Genomic DNA, 15,328 nt, shown 5'->3' on the forward strand with positions numbered 1-15,328 from the left:
GTTATTATTCTGTTCCGTTTCTATTCCGCACAATTTCTGTTTCAAGAGGTCAAAAGTTGTGCCAAAACCGTTTATTATTGATTATCTGCTATTTATACATGCAGTAAGGTGTCCGAAAATGAACACTTTGTCCGTTTTCATCTATTCGTCACGCAGAGCTTCCGTAGGTGGAATGCGGCTGATGTTGCGCGCTGGGATATAGATTCCCACCAACACTACCACCAGCAGTATCAGAAAGATGACGAGCGACACGAGCAGATAATGCGAGGTGAAATCCGACACCCAATAGCTCTCTGTACTCTCCACCCAATTCTGTCCTTTGGCCAGCCCTTCTTTCAGTGCATATTGCAAATAAAGCAGAAAACCAGTCAGTGAAGCGACCACGGTCAATACCGTGCCTTCGCCCATCAGCAGGCGGACAATGTCACTGCGTGTAGCTCCGAACGACAGCATCACTCCCACTTCCTCGCGCCTCGTACGTGTCTGCAACCAGAAGGTACCGATGACACCCAGGCAAAGATTCACCAGGAAGAAAGCCGCCATCGCCAGATTACGGCGGTAAATCGGTGTGGAATTGCTGGCTTCGCTCTCCGTTATAATCTGCTCATAGGAACGGACACTACGGGCAAACAGATTACCCCGCCTCATCTCCTTCACCATCCAGGGACGGAAATCGTGCAGAAAACGCTCCATGCTGACACCCTCTTTGAGACGTACCAGGATATGGGCACTTTCAGGGATATAACTTGTATCGATGGTAAGCATCGGCATAAATGCAACGGGGACGGGACGCCACTCGCTATACATCTTCATGGCTCCTATCGTACCGACAACCGGCATGTACAAGGTATCTCCATGGTCTCTGCTTATACAGCGTTTGCCATGCGCGTCTTTGGTATGGAACAACTGTTCGGCAGCATTCTCCGTCAGTACAATGTCATTCGGGGCATAGGCGTAGTCGGACAGCTGTCCGGGTGTCCGCCCCTTACCGGAACGGAAACCATACGTATCGAAAAAGTTCGTATGAGGCAAAAATTGTATCATCATAATAGATAAGGGAATCGTATCCCCTTCGGCAAACAATTGACTATTCGAACTTCCCGAAGAATTGGGATAACAGAATCCCAGCACGGGAGTGGCCGATTCCACACCGTCAAAGTCCTTGACATAACGCACCAAATTATAATAGTTGTCCACCAACGTAGCAGAGTCCTGCGCTTCGGCATCGTATCCCGGTGCCTGGGGCTGCAATGCGCCCAATGAAATGAGGCAAAGCCGCTCCGCATCATAGCCCAACGGGATATTACGATCGTGCGTGACCACAATCACCGGGTCCAATACAACCCAACTGATGATACTCACCAATATCAATTCGGCCAACAACCATCCGTTCTTGCGGCGGCGCGCCCAAAGATTCTTCCATATTAACTTAAACATACCAACCTCCCGTGTCTTATCGTTTTTCATTCAGTGAGTTCACAATCGGTTTCCGCAAGGAATACCACGCCGGTATAAGGGCCGACAACAGATTCAGCACGACGCACAGCGCCAATGCGGCGAGAAAAACCAGCGGAGCAAACAGCATTTCACCCGATACGCGGACCTCCACTCCTTCGGGTACCATATTCGGCCAGCTGTCGAATACCGTAAATATCCACTCGCGTCCCACGTAAAGTGCCAGCCATGCCAGCAGCAAGCCCAATGCTCCGCCCAGTGCGGTCAGCAGCAGGTTTTCCCACATCACTTGTGAAAGCAGTATCTTACGTCCGGCTCCAAACGATTTCCGCACGCCCATCTCTGCCAGACGTCCCTCCATACGGCTCGATATCATGCCGCTCAGATTCAGGGCAGGCACCAACAGCAATACGAGCAGGACAAGCAGAAAGTGGCGCACTGTGGCCCAAAGGTCAAACTCCATACTTGCATAAGTCTTGAAGACACTCAACAGATGGGAGGTGGGCTGCTCCCAGAAATCTACTTTCCATTCATCGGGATGCATAAGATTCTCCTTGCGGCAGATTTCCTTTATCTCAGCCCGCAGAGCATCTCCCTGCTTACTGTCCTGCACCAGAAAGGCAGCACTGAAAGCTCCCAGATAGGGAAGGTCGTACTTGGGAGTGCTGTAATCGGGCGACACCGTATAAGGTATATAAAGCTGTGCATAGGATTTAGAGGTGAGGTAACTGGCACTGCGCACCACCCCACAAACCCGATAGTCGATATAGTTCAGGCTGAACGAGCGTCCTACTACCTCTTCCGTCGTACCGAACAAGCGGCGTGCCAAATCATCGGTAATGACAGCAGTGGAAATGCCACTTGCCAGGTCGGATGCCGTGAATGGACTACCTTCCAGGAATTGGAAAGAATATATCTTGAAAAAAGCAGGGTCTGTCAACTTTACCATAACCGGAAAATCACCGCTGCGGTCGGCAGGCTGTATATAACTGTTTTCCGACAAATCATTATGCAGCTCGGCCGAAACGACAAGGGCATTCTCTACGGGATAGAACCAGTCTTGCAGTGCCTTGTAGGAAACAGCCCATTGCATGGTCCTGGTATTGTTGCCGCTTCCCTGCGTGAATTTTGAATTGCTGAGGTAAAGCGTATTCATGCGGTTTGCCTCTGGATAGACGGGCGCAATCTTCACATAATACACCACCGCCATAATCATTGTCATGGCAATGGCCAGCCCCGTACCCACAATGTAGAGCATGCTGAACAGTTTATTCTGCTTCAACAGCTCCCAGGCTTGTTTCAAGTAAACCTTTATCATTTTAGCTTCAACTTATTCTTGTTCTTATAGTTACTCATATCGCTCACCACCACTTCATCACCCGGTTGCAAGCCACTGACCACTTCTACAAACTCAAAGTTGGAATCGCCCAGCTGCACCTTGCGCTTTACAATTTCCTTGTCGGAATTGCGTACAAAAAGTTCATACTCCCCACGTCCCACATAATAGCTGGCATTGGCTATGCGCATCACGTCTTCCTTCACTGCATTCATCACATAGACGTCGGTTTTCAGACCGGAACGCAGTCGGCGGTTGTTGTCCTCATTCAACTGCACGGTAAAGGAGATGACGCCATTCTTTGAAAGCGGAGTAACACTGCTTACGGAACCTTCCAGCTTTTCGCTGCCAATCTTCACAATGGCCTTGCCGCCGGCAGCCACACGGTCACCGTAAGTATCGGCAATCTCGCCTTCCACCTTGAAGTGACTCAAGTCGGAGATGACGGCAATCTGTGAGCCTTCGGGAACCTGAGCACCAATCTGATTGTTGATATAAGTAAGGATGGCCTTCCGGGGCGAACGCACCTGCGCATCGTCGAGCGTACGTTTGGTTTCGGCCAGTGTCTTTTGGAACATGCTGAAATCCAGTTCCTGCACTTGGTATTCTGCAGCCAGCACTTCCTTCTCGTTGGCATACTGCTGCTGTAATTGCTCGTATTCCAGTTGTGCTACGTTGTAGCTCAGTTCGGCTTGGCGCACTTTGTCGGTGGTGCCCGAACCGAGGCTATCAAGGTACTGCTCGTTACGCAGCTCCACCTTCATGCGGTCCAGCTTCATGGCGGAGACTTTGATTTTCATCTGAAGGTCGGTCAGCTTGGTCTGGTTGTCAAGTTTCAGCTGTTTCAGCTTGTAGCTGCGCATCTGCTCTTCATCCAGCATCTTTTTGTAGTCGGTTTCGGCACTCTGTAAGTCCAGTTTCAGGATAGGGGTACCGACATCCACACTATCACCACCTTTTCTGTACACTTCCAAAATGCGGGTATTAATAGGCGAATTTATAATTTCCTCGAATGCAGGAACCACTTTTCCGGAGGCACTGACACTGACTTCAATCGTACCCTTGCCTACTTTGGAGAAAACGAGGTCTTTCTCCTTCACTCCCGTACGCATCAATGAAATGAGTACACTGACCACTACGATACCTGCCACGCCGATAGCACCGTAGCGGATGATTTTCTTATTGCGTTCTTTATTACGCACTTCTTTCGGAATTTCTCTATCCATATCTTTTAATTTTATTGTTTGCGAACATAACGCTTAATATATACTAAATCCATGCCAAAATCATAACCCCCTGAAAGTAAGCGAAAAGACAAAAAAGAAGGGTGTCCGTTTTCGGACACCCTGTACATTTTCGGATAGCTTCTTTATCTTAATCTCAATCTGTCGCCAATCTCCGGCACGTATTCCGCATCCTTGCGATTCATCTTATAAAGGTTCTTCAGACGAATGCCGTACTTTTGGGAAATGGTATGCATGGAATCACCGTCTTTCACTATGTAGACGGTATGGGGTTTGGCGGCTTTCTTGCGCTTTTCTTTCAAGTAAATAATGTCTCCCGCCTCCAGTGTATATTCTTTATGGAGGTCGTTGTATTTCACCAGTTTCTTCCAGCTGATGTCAAACTCCTTGCCCAATACCTGGAAGGTGTCTCCGTCGCGTGCCACGACATAAGCTATATCGTTGGCAATGTACACCTGATGCGGATTGGCCAGCCAAGGTTTCTTTTTCAGTTCCTTCTCCCAACTGCGGACATCGTGTTTGCTCATGCCACGGCTGTCGTACTTATACAGTTCATAGTCCTCAATAATGGTTATCAGGCGGTTGGCATACGACGGGTCGGTAGCATAGCCGGCCTTCTTCAAGCCGCGCGCCCAACCCTTATAGTCCGTAATCTTCAGTTTGAAAAGAAAAGCATAACGTGCTCCCCGTTTCAGGAAATCGGAATGGTCTTCATAAGAGTCTTTCGGATTGCGATAAGCGCGGAAACATTCATTGCGGGCATCGTCATCATGCCTCACCGTCCGTCCGCGCCAGTTGCCTCCACACTTGATGCCGAAGTGATTGTTGCTCTTGCGCGCCAGCTCACTGTATCCGGCACCGCTCTCCAACAGCCCTTGGGCCAGCGTGATGCTGGCAGGTATCTTATGACGTTGCATCTGCTCCACGGCAAGGGGAGCATACTGTTTGATATACTCATTGTAGCGGGCATTCCGGCGTTGTGCCTGCACTGTTGTTATGGAAATAAAAAGAAATGCTATGATAGCAGTCAGTCTGAAAATCCGTTTCATGCTTAAAATGTTGAGTTCTGCACAAAAGTCCGTAAAAGAATTGAAATAACCAATCTCTTTTCTATCTTTGTAACATTAATTACAATATAACCCTTTGCCTTATGAAAGAATTAAATATCGAAATCGCCGTCAAGATATACGACTATGAAGAACTGGATGCCGCCGACCGCGAACTGATGGATGCCGCCCGCGAGGCTACCAACCGCAGCTATGCCCCTTACTCCCACTTCTCGGTAGGAGCTGCAGCCAGACTGGCAAACGGTATTGTAGTGACCGGCACCAACCAGGAAAACGCCGCCTATCCTTCCGGGCTGTGTGCAGAACGCACCACCCTATTCTATGCCAACTCCCAACATCCCGACCAGGCAGTGACCACCCTCGCCATTGCCGCACGCAACGAGCACAACGAGTTCCTGGAGTCTCCCATTCCTCCCTGCGGCGCCTGCCGGCAAGTGATGCTCGAAACGGAAAAGCGCTTCAAGCATCCCATGAGGGTGTTGCTATATGGCAAAAAGGGAATCTACGAGCTGAAGAATGTGGGAGAATTACTGCCACTCTCGTTCGATGCTTCGGCCATGAAGTAACAGAACCAATAAAGTACTAACATCGTGTCTGCAGGAAGTTAATTTCTTGCAAACACGATATTAACTTCTTGCCGACACGATATTAATATCACAAAAAACCTTTGTTATTCAGTGGAAATCATTACCTTTGCACCCATTAACCAATTAATTCCACCGATGAGAATATCCGACTAAAGACAGCACATTCCGGTAAACATCACTATCAACATGCTTTTTCAGACTGAACGCTGAGCATCACCTATATAGATGTTTAGCCAATACTGTGTTTGTCTGTACCCTCCCCTTCGAGAATTTCAATTTCGGGGAATGCTTGCATCTCCCCTATCATTCTTACTTCTAAAAACACAGTAGAAACTTATGAGCTTTATCATTAAAGACCTTAGCTATATCCATGCAGATAAGGAAATCTTGTTTTCACACCTCCACTTGAGTATCAACTCCGGAGATAAAATAGCCCTGACCAGAAATAACGGTTGCGGCAAGTCTACCCTCATGCGTATTTTGGTAGGAGACTTGTCTCCAAGTTCGGGAACGGTGCTACGCCCCGAACATCTGTACTACGTGCCCCAGCACTTCGGACAATACGACCGGCAGACAATAGCACAAGCTTTGGGAATCAGCCACAAGCTATCTGCCCTGCATGCCATCCTAAGCGGTGACGCTACCGAAAAGCACTTCAATACGCTCAATGATGACTGGAACGTGGAAGAACGCGCCCAGACTTCTCTCGACAGCTGGGGACTGGACGGTATCCCACTCTCCCGTCCGATGGAAGGACTTAGCGGCGGCGAAAAGACCCGCATCTTCCTGGCAGGCATGGAGTTGCACAACCCAACAGCCATCCTGCTGGACGAACCGACCAACTATCTGGACGCGGATGGACGGGAACGTCTGTATAACTTGATACGACGGACATCGGCTACCGTGCTCGTCATCAGTCACGACCGCACGCTACTGAATCAGTTGCCTGCCATCTGCGAACTCTCCTCCCAGGGATTGACGTATTACAGCGGAAACTACGACTTCTACAAAAAACAGAAGGCCCTGCAACAGAAAGCCCTTACCCAACAACTGGAAGAGAAGCAGAAAGCCCTGCGCCTTGCACGCAAAGTGGCACGCGAAGTAGAAGAACGGAAGTCCAAACAGAATGTGCGGGGAGAAAAAAACTCCATTAAAAAGGGGATTCCCCGCATCATGATAGGAGCACTGAAAAACAATGCGGAAAACAGCAGCAGCAGACTCAGCAGCATTCATACGGAGAAAACGGAAAAATTGCAGGCAGAAATGTCAGGCATCAAAAGTTCACTGCCACAGACAGACAAACTGAAAACAGACTTCAATGCCTCTCATCTGCATGTGGGGAAAGTTCTGGTCAAGGCAAAGGACGTCAACTTTCATTATCCCAGCCTCGCGGCTTCTCCTATGGAGACAACCCGTCCGGAGGCAGTAAAGGAGCTCTGGTCTTCCTCCCTCACCTTCCAGTTGAGAAGCGGCGACCGCCTCAGCTTGAAAGGAAAAAACGGCAGTGGAAAAACAACCCTGCTGAAACTCATCATGGGCGAATTGCACCCCACCGACGGAGTGATGGAGCGTGCCGGCTTCACCTCCGTCTATCTGGACCAAGAATACTCCCTCGTCCGTAATGAGCGCAGCGTACTCCAACAAGCAGAAGCTTTCAACCACCGCCACCTGCCGGAACATGAAGTGAAAACCATCCTCAACCGTTACCTCTTTCCCCGCGACGTGTGGAACAAGCCGTGCGGCAAACTGAGTGGCGGCGAAAAGATGCGCCTCTCCTTCTGCTGCCTGATGATTGCCGACAATACCCCGGATATGTTCATTCTGGACGAACCCACCAACAATCTGGACATCGAGAGTATAGAAATAATAACGGCAACGATACGCGACTACGCCGGCACCGTAATTGCCATCAGCCACGACCGGGAGTTTCTGAAAGACACCGGCATCGAACGGGAGATACTTTTGGAATGAATCAGTAATTTAGGTAACAACAACCGTAATTTGTATACTGCCATTCTCATAAAACCTGCCTATTTTTGCAGCACGTAATCATTTACTAACTAACGAACAACGAATATGAGCAAAAAAGTATTAATCCTCTCCTCCAGTCCCCGCAGGAATGGAAACTCCGACCTCTTGTGCAATGAATTCATGCGCGGTGCCGCAGAGGCCGGACATCAAGTAGAAAAGATTTTCCTGAAAGACAAGCACATCAACTACTGCACGGGATGCAGCGTATGCAGCATGTACGGCAAACCCTGCCCGCAAAAGGACGATGCCGCCGAAGTGGTGGAAAAGATGATTGCCGCCGACGTCATCGTCATGGCAACCCCCGTCTACTTCTACACCATGAGCGCGCAGATGAAGACACTGATTGACCGTTGTTGCGCACGCTACCTTGAAATAAAGGACAAGGAGTTCTACTTCATCATCGCCGCCGCCGAAGAAAGTGTCCCCATGATGGAGCGTACCATCGATGGTTTCCGTGGCTTCCTCGACTGCCTGGAAGAGCCCAAAGAATGCGGCACCATTTATGGCGTGGGTGCCTGGAAGGTGGGCGAGATAAACGACAAGCCTTCCATGCACGAAGCCTACGAGATGGGAAAAAAGGTATAAAGAACGAATACTAATCGCTATACAATACATTTATGCTACGTACCATCAGACTGACCCTTGCCGTCATCTTCTTCGCACTCATCACGCTGTTGTTCCTCGACTTCACGGGAACACTGCATGCCTGGTTCGGATGGATGGCGAAGATACAATTCCTGCCGGCCGTGCTGGCACTGAACATCGGTGTAGTACTGTTTCTTGCAGTGCTGACCTTGGTATTCGGACGCATCTACTGCTCCGTCATCTGCCCGTTGGGAGTATTCCAGGACATTGTTTCCTGGCTCTCCGCCAAACGGAAGAAAAACCGTTTCCGCTACTCGTCCGCACTGAAATGGCTACGCTACGGTGTGCTGGGAGTATTCGTACTTGCCATTATCGGCGGACTGAACTCTTTTGTCGTGCTGCTGGCCCCTTACAGCTCATACGGGCGCATCGTTTCCAGCCTTTTCTCCCCACTCTACCAGTGGGCAAACAACGGACTGGCCTACCTGGCCGAACGTGCTGACAGCTATGCCTTCTATGAAACGGATGTATGGATGAAGAGTCTCCCTACCCTGCTGATTGCCACGGTCACTCTGGTGGTCCTCATCGTGCTGGCATGGCGAGGTGGACGTACCTATTGCAACACCATCTGTCCGGTAGGTACAGTGCTTGGCTTCCTCTCGAAGTATTCCTTGCTGAAACCGGTGATTGACACAAAGAAGTGCAACAGTTGCGGACTTTGTGCCCGCAACTGCAAGGCATCGTGCATCAACATCAAAGCACACGAAATAGATTACAGCCGTTGCGTGGCATGTATGGACTGTATCAACAAGTGCAGGAAAGGTGCCATCACTTACACACGCCGCAAGCCGGCCTCCGCTGCAGTCTCCCAGGAAACCTCCGTGGCACCGGAGCAGGTAAACGACGCCCGCCGCGCATTTCTCTCTACAACTGCCGTGTTTGCTGCTACGGCAGCCCTCAAGGCGCAGGAGAAGAAAGTGGACGGTGGACTGGCTGTCATCGAGGACAAAAAAATCCCCGAGCGCGCCACTCCCATCACTCCTCCGGGCTCACTGAGCGCCCGCCACTTTGCACAACACTGCACAGCCTGCCAGCTCTGCGTATCGGTATGCCCCAACCAAGTGCTCCGTCCTTCTTCGGACTTGACAAAACTGATGCAGCCGGAAATGTCCTACGAACGCGGTTACTGCCGCCCCGAATGCGCCAAGTGTGCGGAGGTGTGTCCTACCGATGCCATCCATCTGACGAGCCTCGCCGAGAAATCGGCCGTCCAAATCGGTCATGCCGTATGGATTAAGGAGAATTGCATCTGCATCACAGACAAGATGGAATGTGGGAACTGTACCCGCCATTGTCCGGCCGGTGCCATACAGATGGTTCCTTCAGACCCGGAAGACGAAGCCTCCATCAAGATACCGGTAGTCAACGCCGAACGCTGTATCGGATGCGGAGCATGCGAGAACCTTTGTCCGTCGCGTCCGTTCAGTGCCATTTATGTGGAAGGCCATGTGATGCACAGAACTGTCTGAAGCAACTTTATCACCCTAATATCCATTTATAATTTCAGTCCTATCACAATGAAAGAAGACAATAAGAACAAGATAAACCGCCGCGATTTCTTCAAACTCGCCGGTGCAGGAACGCTTGCCTCGGCAGCAGCCCTATACGGCTGTTCGGGCAACAAGAACAACGGGGAAAGCGAATCGGCCGCACTGGGCGAGATACCAACCGGCAAGATGACCTATCGTACCAACCCCAACACGGGCGACCGGGTTTCTCTGCTGGGATACGGATGCATGCGATGGCCCACCCGGAAACGCGCCGATGGGAATGGAGACGAAATAGACCAGGAAGCCGTGAACGACCTGATAGACTATGCCATTGCTCACGGAGTGAACTATTTCGACACCTCTCCCGCCTATGTGCAAGGTCTGTCGGAGCGCGCCACAGGCATTGCCTTAAAACGCCATCCACGGGAGAAATTCTTCCTTGCCACAAAGCTGTCCAACTTCAGTCCCAGCACGCACAGCCGCGAAGAGTCCCTTGCCATGTATCACCGCTCCTTCCGCGACCTGCAAGTGGACTACATCGACTACCTCCTGCTGCACGGCATCGGCATGGGCGGCATGGAAGCCCTCCGTTCCCGCTATCTGGACAACGGCATGCTGGACTTCCTGCTGAAAGAGCGCGAAGTCGGACGCATCCGCAACCTCGGATTCTCCTATCATGGAGACATCGAAGTCTTTGACTACCTGCTCTCCCGCCACGACGAACTGAAATGGGACTTCGTACAAATCCAACTGAACTACGTGGACTGGCGACATGCCAAAGAAGTGAATACCCGCAACACGGATGCCGAATACCTATATGCCGAGCTGGTGAAGCGCAACATTCCCGCCGTTATCATGGAGCCGCTGCTGGGCGGACGCCTATCCCGCCTGAACGACCACTTGATGGCACGTCTGAAACAACGCCGCCCGCAAGAGAGCGTGGCTTCCTGGGCCTTCCGATTTGCAGGTACTTTCCCCGATGTGCTGACCGTACTGAGCGGAATGACGTACATGGAGCATCTGCAAGACAACCTGCGTACCTTCTCCCCGCTTGTTCCATGTACGGAAGAGGAGTTTACCCTACTGGAAGATACCGCCCAGCGAATGCTGCAATACCCCACCGTGCCGTGCAACGACTGCAAATACTGTATGCCGTGCCCCTATGGGCTGGATATTCCAGCCATCCTGCTGCACTACAACCGCTGCATCAACGAGGGCAACGTGCCGCAGAACAGCCAAGACGAGAATTACCGCGAGGCACGCCGCGCCTTCCTGATAGGCTATGACCGCAGTGTTCCCCGTCTCCGCCAAGCCAACCGTTGCACCGGTTGCGGCCAATGCAACCCGCACTGTCCGCAAGGCATCGACATCCCGGCGAAACTGCAGGAAATAGACCGGTTTGTGGAAGCACTGAAGCAGGAAACCCTTTAACGGAGTTATCTTCCACATCCGTTTTCATTTCGAGGATTACCAATCATATACAGATTCTTCTTTTTGTATAACTTTGCAGAAAGAACCATAGATAAACGATGAATAAAAAGATTTTAACGGCTATTTTAATAAGTATTGCCCTGCCAGGGGGCATGCTGTCCGCACCTGCCGACAGCCTCCGGCTGAAAAGCTACAAGCTTGATGAAGTCGTGGTGACCGGGACAAGAAATGAAACAGACATCCGCCACCTGCCAATGACCATCTCCGTAGTGGGCCGCCAGCAACTGGAACAGACCTACCAGCCCTCCATCCTGCCTGCACTGACCGAGCAGGTGCCCGGACTTTTCACCACAAGCCGCGGCATCATGGGCTACGGCGTATCCACGGGAGCCGCAGGAGGCATGAGCCTGCGCGGCATAGGCGCCGGGGTGAATGCCGCCGGAGGACCTACAACCAGCCTGCTGGTGCTGATAGACGGACACCCGCAATACATGGGCTTGATGGGGCATCCCATCGCCGACGCCTACCAGAGCATGATGGCCGAACGGGTGGAAGTGCTGCGCGGTCCCGCCTCCGTCCTCTACGGGTCCAATGCAATGGGCGGGGTTATCAACATCGTCACCCGCAAGATGCAGGAGGACGGGGTGAAAACCAATGCGCAGATAGGATACGGTTCCTACAATACCCTGCAGACGGAAGTCTCCAACCGCGTGAGGAAAGGGCGTTTCAGCAGCGTGGTGACCGGCTCGTACAACCGTACCGACGGACACCGTGACGACATGGAGTTTGAGCAGTATGGCGGCTATGCCAAACTGGGATACGACTTCAGCGACACCTGGAAGCTGTGGGGCGACGTGAACATCACCCGCTTCAACGCCTCCAATCCCGGCGAAGCCGACAATCCGTATATAGACAACGACTCGCGCATCACACGCGGCATGACCTCCTTCGCACTGGAAAATCGTTACGACTGTACTTCCGGCGCCGTGAGCTTCTTCTATAACTGGGGCCGGCACAGAATTAATGACGGCTACCATCCCGGAGGAGAGCCCCAGAAGTCGCACTTCAACTCCAAGGACCGGATGCTGGGCATATCGTGGTATCAAAGCGCCACGCTCTTCACCGGCAACCGCCTGACCGTAGGTTTCGATTACCAGCACTTCGGCGGAGAGTCCTGGAACAAGGTTGTCGCCATCGACGAGGCAAAACCCGGACAGCAGATTGGTGACCGCATCCCCGGCGTGGACAAGCAGATGGATGAATTTGCAGGCTATGTGGATTTCAGGCAGGACATCAACAGTTGGCTTTCACTGGACGCCGGTGTCCGCATAGACCACCATTCGCACGTAGGCACGGAATGGATTCCCCAAGGGGGACTGGCTTTCCATCTGCCGCGGCAGGCAGAACTGAAAGCAATGGTGAGCAAAGGATTCCGTAACCCCACCATCCGGGAGATGTACATGTTCCCTCCACAGAACCCCGATTTGAAAGCGGAGAGCCTGATGAACTATGAACTCTCCTTTACGGGGCAGCTTTTGGGAGGGCCCATGTCCTATGGGGTGAACCTCTACTACATCAACGGGGACAACATCATCATGACGGACCCTGCCCTGCGCAAGAACGTCAACTCCGGCGAGATAGAGAACTGGGGTGTGGAAACCAACCTCGGATACCGCATCAACCGCCACTGGCAGATGAATGCCAATTATAGCTGGCTGCACATGGAGAATCCGGTACTGGCGGCTCCCGAGCACAAACTCTATGCCGGTGCGGACTTTACGCAAGGACGTTGGGGCCTATCTACCGGTATACAATACGTGAAGGGTCTCCATACCTCGGTCACCCCGGGTAAGGAGAAGCAGGAAAGCTTCGTACTCTGGAACCTGCGTGCCAACTACCGTCTGTGCAGTTTTGCCGACGTCTTCGTCAAGGGTGAAAACCTGCTGGCACAACGCTATGAAATCAATGCAGGCTTCCCCATGCCGAAAGCTACGGTGATGGGAGGCGTAAATATCAACTTTTAATACATTACAACTACATGGAAACAAAAACAGTTAAACTCTACTCGCTGGATTACAATAATGTGAAGACGTATCTGGCAGCCTCGCTATTCATTCTTGGCAATCTGGCTCTTCCCCAGCTCTTTCATCTCATTCCCCAGGGAGGGATAACCTGGCTTCCAATCTATTTCTTCACGCTGGTGGGCGCTTATAAATTCGGATGGAAAGTGGGGTTGCTGACAGCCGTCCTGTCGCCCGTCCTCAACTCCCTGCTATTCGGAATGCCACTTCCCGCAGCACTTTCCGCCATTCTGTTGAAGTCTGTATTACTGGCTGTGGCGGCGGGCTGGGCAGCACACCGTTTCCAGCGCATTTCCCTGCCTATCCTGCTGGCAGTAGTTCTTTTCTATCAGGTAGCAGGTACTTTGGGAGAATGGGCCATGGTGGGCAGCTTCTTCCGGGCTGTACAAGATTTCCGTATCGGCGTGCCGGGAATGGGATTGCAAGTGGCAGGCGGATATTTACTGCTGAAATATAGCCTTCAATAAGCACGCTTTCAGGGCAAACCTTATTTCAGTAATTCCGCAAAGGGGTGTATTCCGCCCGATAGATGCGGTCGAAGAACGGCGTCCACTCATTGTCCGTGATGCCAATCTGCAGACCGTAGAAGTGTGTACCGGCTTCCCGACAGCGACGAATCTCCTCCATAAAGGCAGGTGAAGAGTGAGGAATCTTGAAGTCGCTGACCCAAAGCACATCGGCATTCATATACTCCTTGCCTTCTTTGAGCAGGCGGAACGTGGCTTCCAGCATGCGGGTGGCATCCGTATCCCCGCAAGCTGTCTTTGAGAAGAATTCGAGCAGCCTTGCCCGTTCCTTCCTTACGTCAATCGGCTGGATGGAGACGGAAAAAGCTATCAGAAAGCAGTTCCGCCGTTGACGGTCGGCTATCTCCAGGAGCTTTATCAGCAGGGAGTGGGCAATCTTCTCCGGCTTGCCGGCCATGCTTCCCGAGGTGTCTAGACAGACAATCATCGGACCTTTGGGACGGGCAGGCTTGGTTTCGATGCGCCGGGCAGGCTGCATGATTTCCGATTTATAGCGGAAGGTCTGGAGCTTGCGGGTGAGGTATTTGTAGACGAACAAATCTTCCAGTTCGCTGTCTGCCGAATGGGCAAGCTCAATGGGAAGCAGGGCATTGAGGTCGTTGCCGGTACTGATGCCCAGGATGTCACATTTGGAGGAGTGCTCCATTTTGTAGACGTTTCCCTCGGCAACGCGGATTTGCTCACGTCCTTCGTCGTCTGCCATACGCCCCATCTTGCGGGCCACTTTCACTATCTCGGGGCAAGAGCGCTGGATGCGCACGATTTTCCGTATACGCTCAAAGTCGACAGTATTCCACAAGCCGCTCATCATGCCCCAGGTCTGGAAGAATTCGTCCTTATCCACCCGGTTCTGGCGGATGTACTCGGGGATGTCTTTCAGATTGGAACGGAGCCTGCGCTCGAGGGCATCTTTGCGGAAAGCAATCTCTTTCTCCTTTTCTTCGTGCATCTTCAGTTGGAAGGCGTCTTCCCAGTCGTCCACCATTTTCTCCCAGACTTCATCGTCCGCATATCCTCCTTCTGTACCGAAGTGGCTGCGGTAGAAACGGGAGTCGAAGCCGTACTCCCGGTATTTGTCGGAAATCTGCTGGAGCAAGGCTTGCCAGCCGTCTTTCCGCTTTGCCATGGACCATTCCAGCACGAGCTTCATCCCGGTCCGTTCCGACTGGCTTTTCCGGAGGTGGTACCTCTCCTTCTCCAAGTTCAATTGGATGAACTGAATCATGGTGTCGTAAAAGATACGTGCACAGACCTCATCGCCCAGCACCTGCACCTTGACCATGGAGTCGTTCATCACAGAGAGTAGATAGGCATACAAGGGCTCGGTATCCGTCTCTGCGCACTCTCCGGTGGCAACGAAACGGTCCAGTGCCTGCACATAGAAGGCGGTGTCATATCGGGTGACGGTGGTGTTCATCTTCTTCTTGGTTACTG

Annotated in this window: 12 protein-coding genes; 7 read left to right on the top strand and 5 right to left on the bottom strand. The window is 51.8% G+C overall.

Annotated elements, in window-relative coordinates; translation table 11 throughout:
- Positions 1 to 141: 141 nt before the first annotated feature.
- The 4 genes from NQ510_RS16055 to NQ510_RS16070 all read right to left on the bottom strand — a co-directional run bounded on the left by NQ510_RS16055 (position 142) and on the right by NQ510_RS16070 (position 5,084).
- Positions 142 to 1,437, bottom strand: coding sequence for an ABC transporter permease (locus NQ510_RS16055; protein ID WP_008664747.1), 1,296 nt, complete (start codon positions 1,435 to 1,437; stop codon positions 142 to 144).
- A gap of 16 nt (positions 1,438 to 1,453) precedes the next feature.
- Positions 1,454 to 2,773, bottom strand: a complete 1,320-nt coding sequence (locus NQ510_RS16060) for an ABC transporter permease (protein ID WP_005831165.1) — start codon at positions 2,771 to 2,773, stop codon at positions 1,454 to 1,456.
- Positions 2,770 to 4,017, bottom strand: a complete 1,248-nt coding sequence (locus NQ510_RS16065; RefSeq protein ID WP_005831166.1) for an efflux RND transporter periplasmic adaptor subunit — start codon at positions 4,015 to 4,017, stop codon at positions 2,770 to 2,772. Before NQ510_RS16065 ends, NQ510_RS16060 begins: the two co-directional genes overlap by 4 nt.
- Positions 4,018 to 4,160: 143 nt before the next feature.
- Positions 4,161 to 5,084 (bottom strand): glucosaminidase domain-containing protein, encoded by a 924-nt coding sequence (locus NQ510_RS16070; protein ID WP_005831167.1) that lies wholly within the window; start codon positions 5,082 to 5,084, stop codon positions 4,161 to 4,163.
- A 101-nt stretch (positions 5,085 to 5,185) separates the two neighbouring features.
- Here NQ510_RS16070 and cdd point away from each other — a divergent pair, with 101 nt between their 5' ends.
- From cdd to NQ510_RS16105, 7 genes are all read left to right on the top strand, one after another.
- Positions 5,186 to 5,668 carry a cytidine deaminase gene (gene cdd / locus NQ510_RS16075; protein ID WP_005831168.1) on the top strand — a complete coding sequence of 161 codons (483 nt, stop codon included), beginning with the start codon at positions 5,186 to 5,188 and terminating at the stop codon, positions 5,666 to 5,668.
- Between the two features lie 357 nt (positions 5,669 to 6,025).
- Positions 6,026 to 7,660, top strand: coding sequence for an ABC-F family ATP-binding cassette domain-containing protein (locus NQ510_RS16080; RefSeq protein ID WP_005831169.1), 1,635 nt, complete (start codon positions 6,026 to 6,028; stop codon positions 7,658 to 7,660).
- Between the two features lie 105 nt (positions 7,661 to 7,765).
- The gene (locus tag NQ510_RS16085; protein WP_022400806.1) at positions 7,766 to 8,305 is read left to right on the top strand and encodes a flavodoxin family protein; all 540 of its coding nucleotides are present in this window, start codon (positions 7,766 to 7,768) and stop codon (positions 8,303 to 8,305) included.
- 32 nt (positions 8,306 to 8,337) lie between these two features.
- Positions 8,338 to 9,834: a 4Fe-4S dicluster domain-containing protein gene (locus NQ510_RS16090; protein WP_005831171.1), complete on the top strand. Its 1,497-nt coding sequence runs from the start codon at positions 8,338 to 8,340 to the stop codon at positions 9,832 to 9,834.
- 48 nt (positions 9,835 to 9,882) lie between these two features.
- Complete coding sequence (locus tag NQ510_RS16095; protein ID WP_005831172.1) at positions 9,883 to 11,286, top strand: aldo/keto reductase; 1,404 nt, start codon at positions 9,883 to 9,885, stop codon at positions 11,284 to 11,286.
- Positions 11,287 to 11,384: 98 nt separating this feature from the next.
- Positions 11,385 to 13,310 (top strand): TonB-dependent receptor, encoded by a 1,926-nt coding sequence (locus tag NQ510_RS16100; protein ID WP_005831173.1) that lies wholly within the window; start codon positions 11,385 to 11,387, stop codon positions 13,308 to 13,310.
- A gap of 14 nt (positions 13,311 to 13,324) precedes the next feature.
- A complete protein-coding gene (locus tag NQ510_RS16105) occupies positions 13,325 to 13,834 on the top strand; it encodes a hypothetical protein (protein ID WP_005831174.1) in 510 nt (169 codons plus the stop codon).
- A 25-nt stretch (positions 13,835 to 13,859) separates the two neighbouring features.
- On the opposite strand, the gene NQ510_RS16110 is transcribed toward NQ510_RS16105, so the two are convergent.
- Positions 13,860 to 15,311, bottom strand: coding sequence for a vWA domain-containing protein (locus NQ510_RS16110; RefSeq protein WP_008664761.1), 1,452 nt, complete (start codon positions 15,309 to 15,311; stop codon positions 13,860 to 13,862).
- Positions 15,312 to 15,328: the final 17 nt, after the last annotated feature.

This window comes from Bacteroides uniformis, from assembly GCF_025147485.1.
GTDB lineage: Bacteria > Bacteroidota > Bacteroidia > Bacteroidales > Bacteroidaceae > Bacteroides > Bacteroides uniformis.

Bases quoted from the DNA above. Each gene is read 5' to 3' on its own strand.
- NQ510_RS16060 (WP_005831165.1), bottom strand. From the start codon at position 2,773: ATGATAAAGGTTTACTTGAAACAAGCCTGGGAGCTGTTGAAGCAGAAT.
- NQ510_RS16095 (WP_005831172.1), top strand. From the start codon at position 9,883: ATGAAAGAAGACAATAAGAACAAGATAAACCGCCGCGATTTCTTCAAA.
- NQ510_RS16055 (WP_008664747.1), bottom strand. From the start codon at position 1,437: ATGTTTAAGTTAATATGGAAGAATCTTTGGGCGCGCCGCCGCAAGAAC.
- NQ510_RS16100 (WP_005831173.1), top strand. From the start codon at position 11,385: ATGAATAAAAAGATTTTAACGGCTATTTTAATAAGTATTGCCCTGCCA.
- NQ510_RS16110 (WP_008664761.1), bottom strand. From the start codon at position 15,311: ATGAACACCACCGTCACCCGATATGACACCGCCTTCTATGTGCAGGCA.
- NQ510_RS16085 (WP_022400806.1), top strand. From the start codon at position 7,766: ATGAGCAAAAAAGTATTAATCCTCTCCTCCAGTCCCCGCAGGAATGGA.
- NQ510_RS16070 (WP_005831167.1), bottom strand. From the start codon at position 5,084: ATGAAACGGATTTTCAGACTGACTGCTATCATAGCATTTCTTTTTATT.
- NQ510_RS16090 (WP_005831171.1), top strand. From the start codon at position 8,338: ATGCTACGTACCATCAGACTGACCCTTGCCGTCATCTTCTTCGCACTC.
- cdd (WP_005831168.1), top strand. From the start codon at position 5,186: ATGAAAGAATTAAATATCGAAATCGCCGTCAAGATATACGACTATGAA.
- NQ510_RS16080 (WP_005831169.1), top strand. From the start codon at position 6,026: ATGAGCTTTATCATTAAAGACCTTAGCTATATCCATGCAGATAAGGAA.
- NQ510_RS16065 (WP_005831166.1), bottom strand. From the start codon at position 4,017: ATGGATAGAGAAATTCCGAAAGAAGTGCGTAATAAAGAACGCAATAAG.
- NQ510_RS16105 (WP_005831174.1), top strand. From the start codon at position 13,325: ATGGAAACAAAAACAGTTAAACTCTACTCGCTGGATTACAATAATGTG.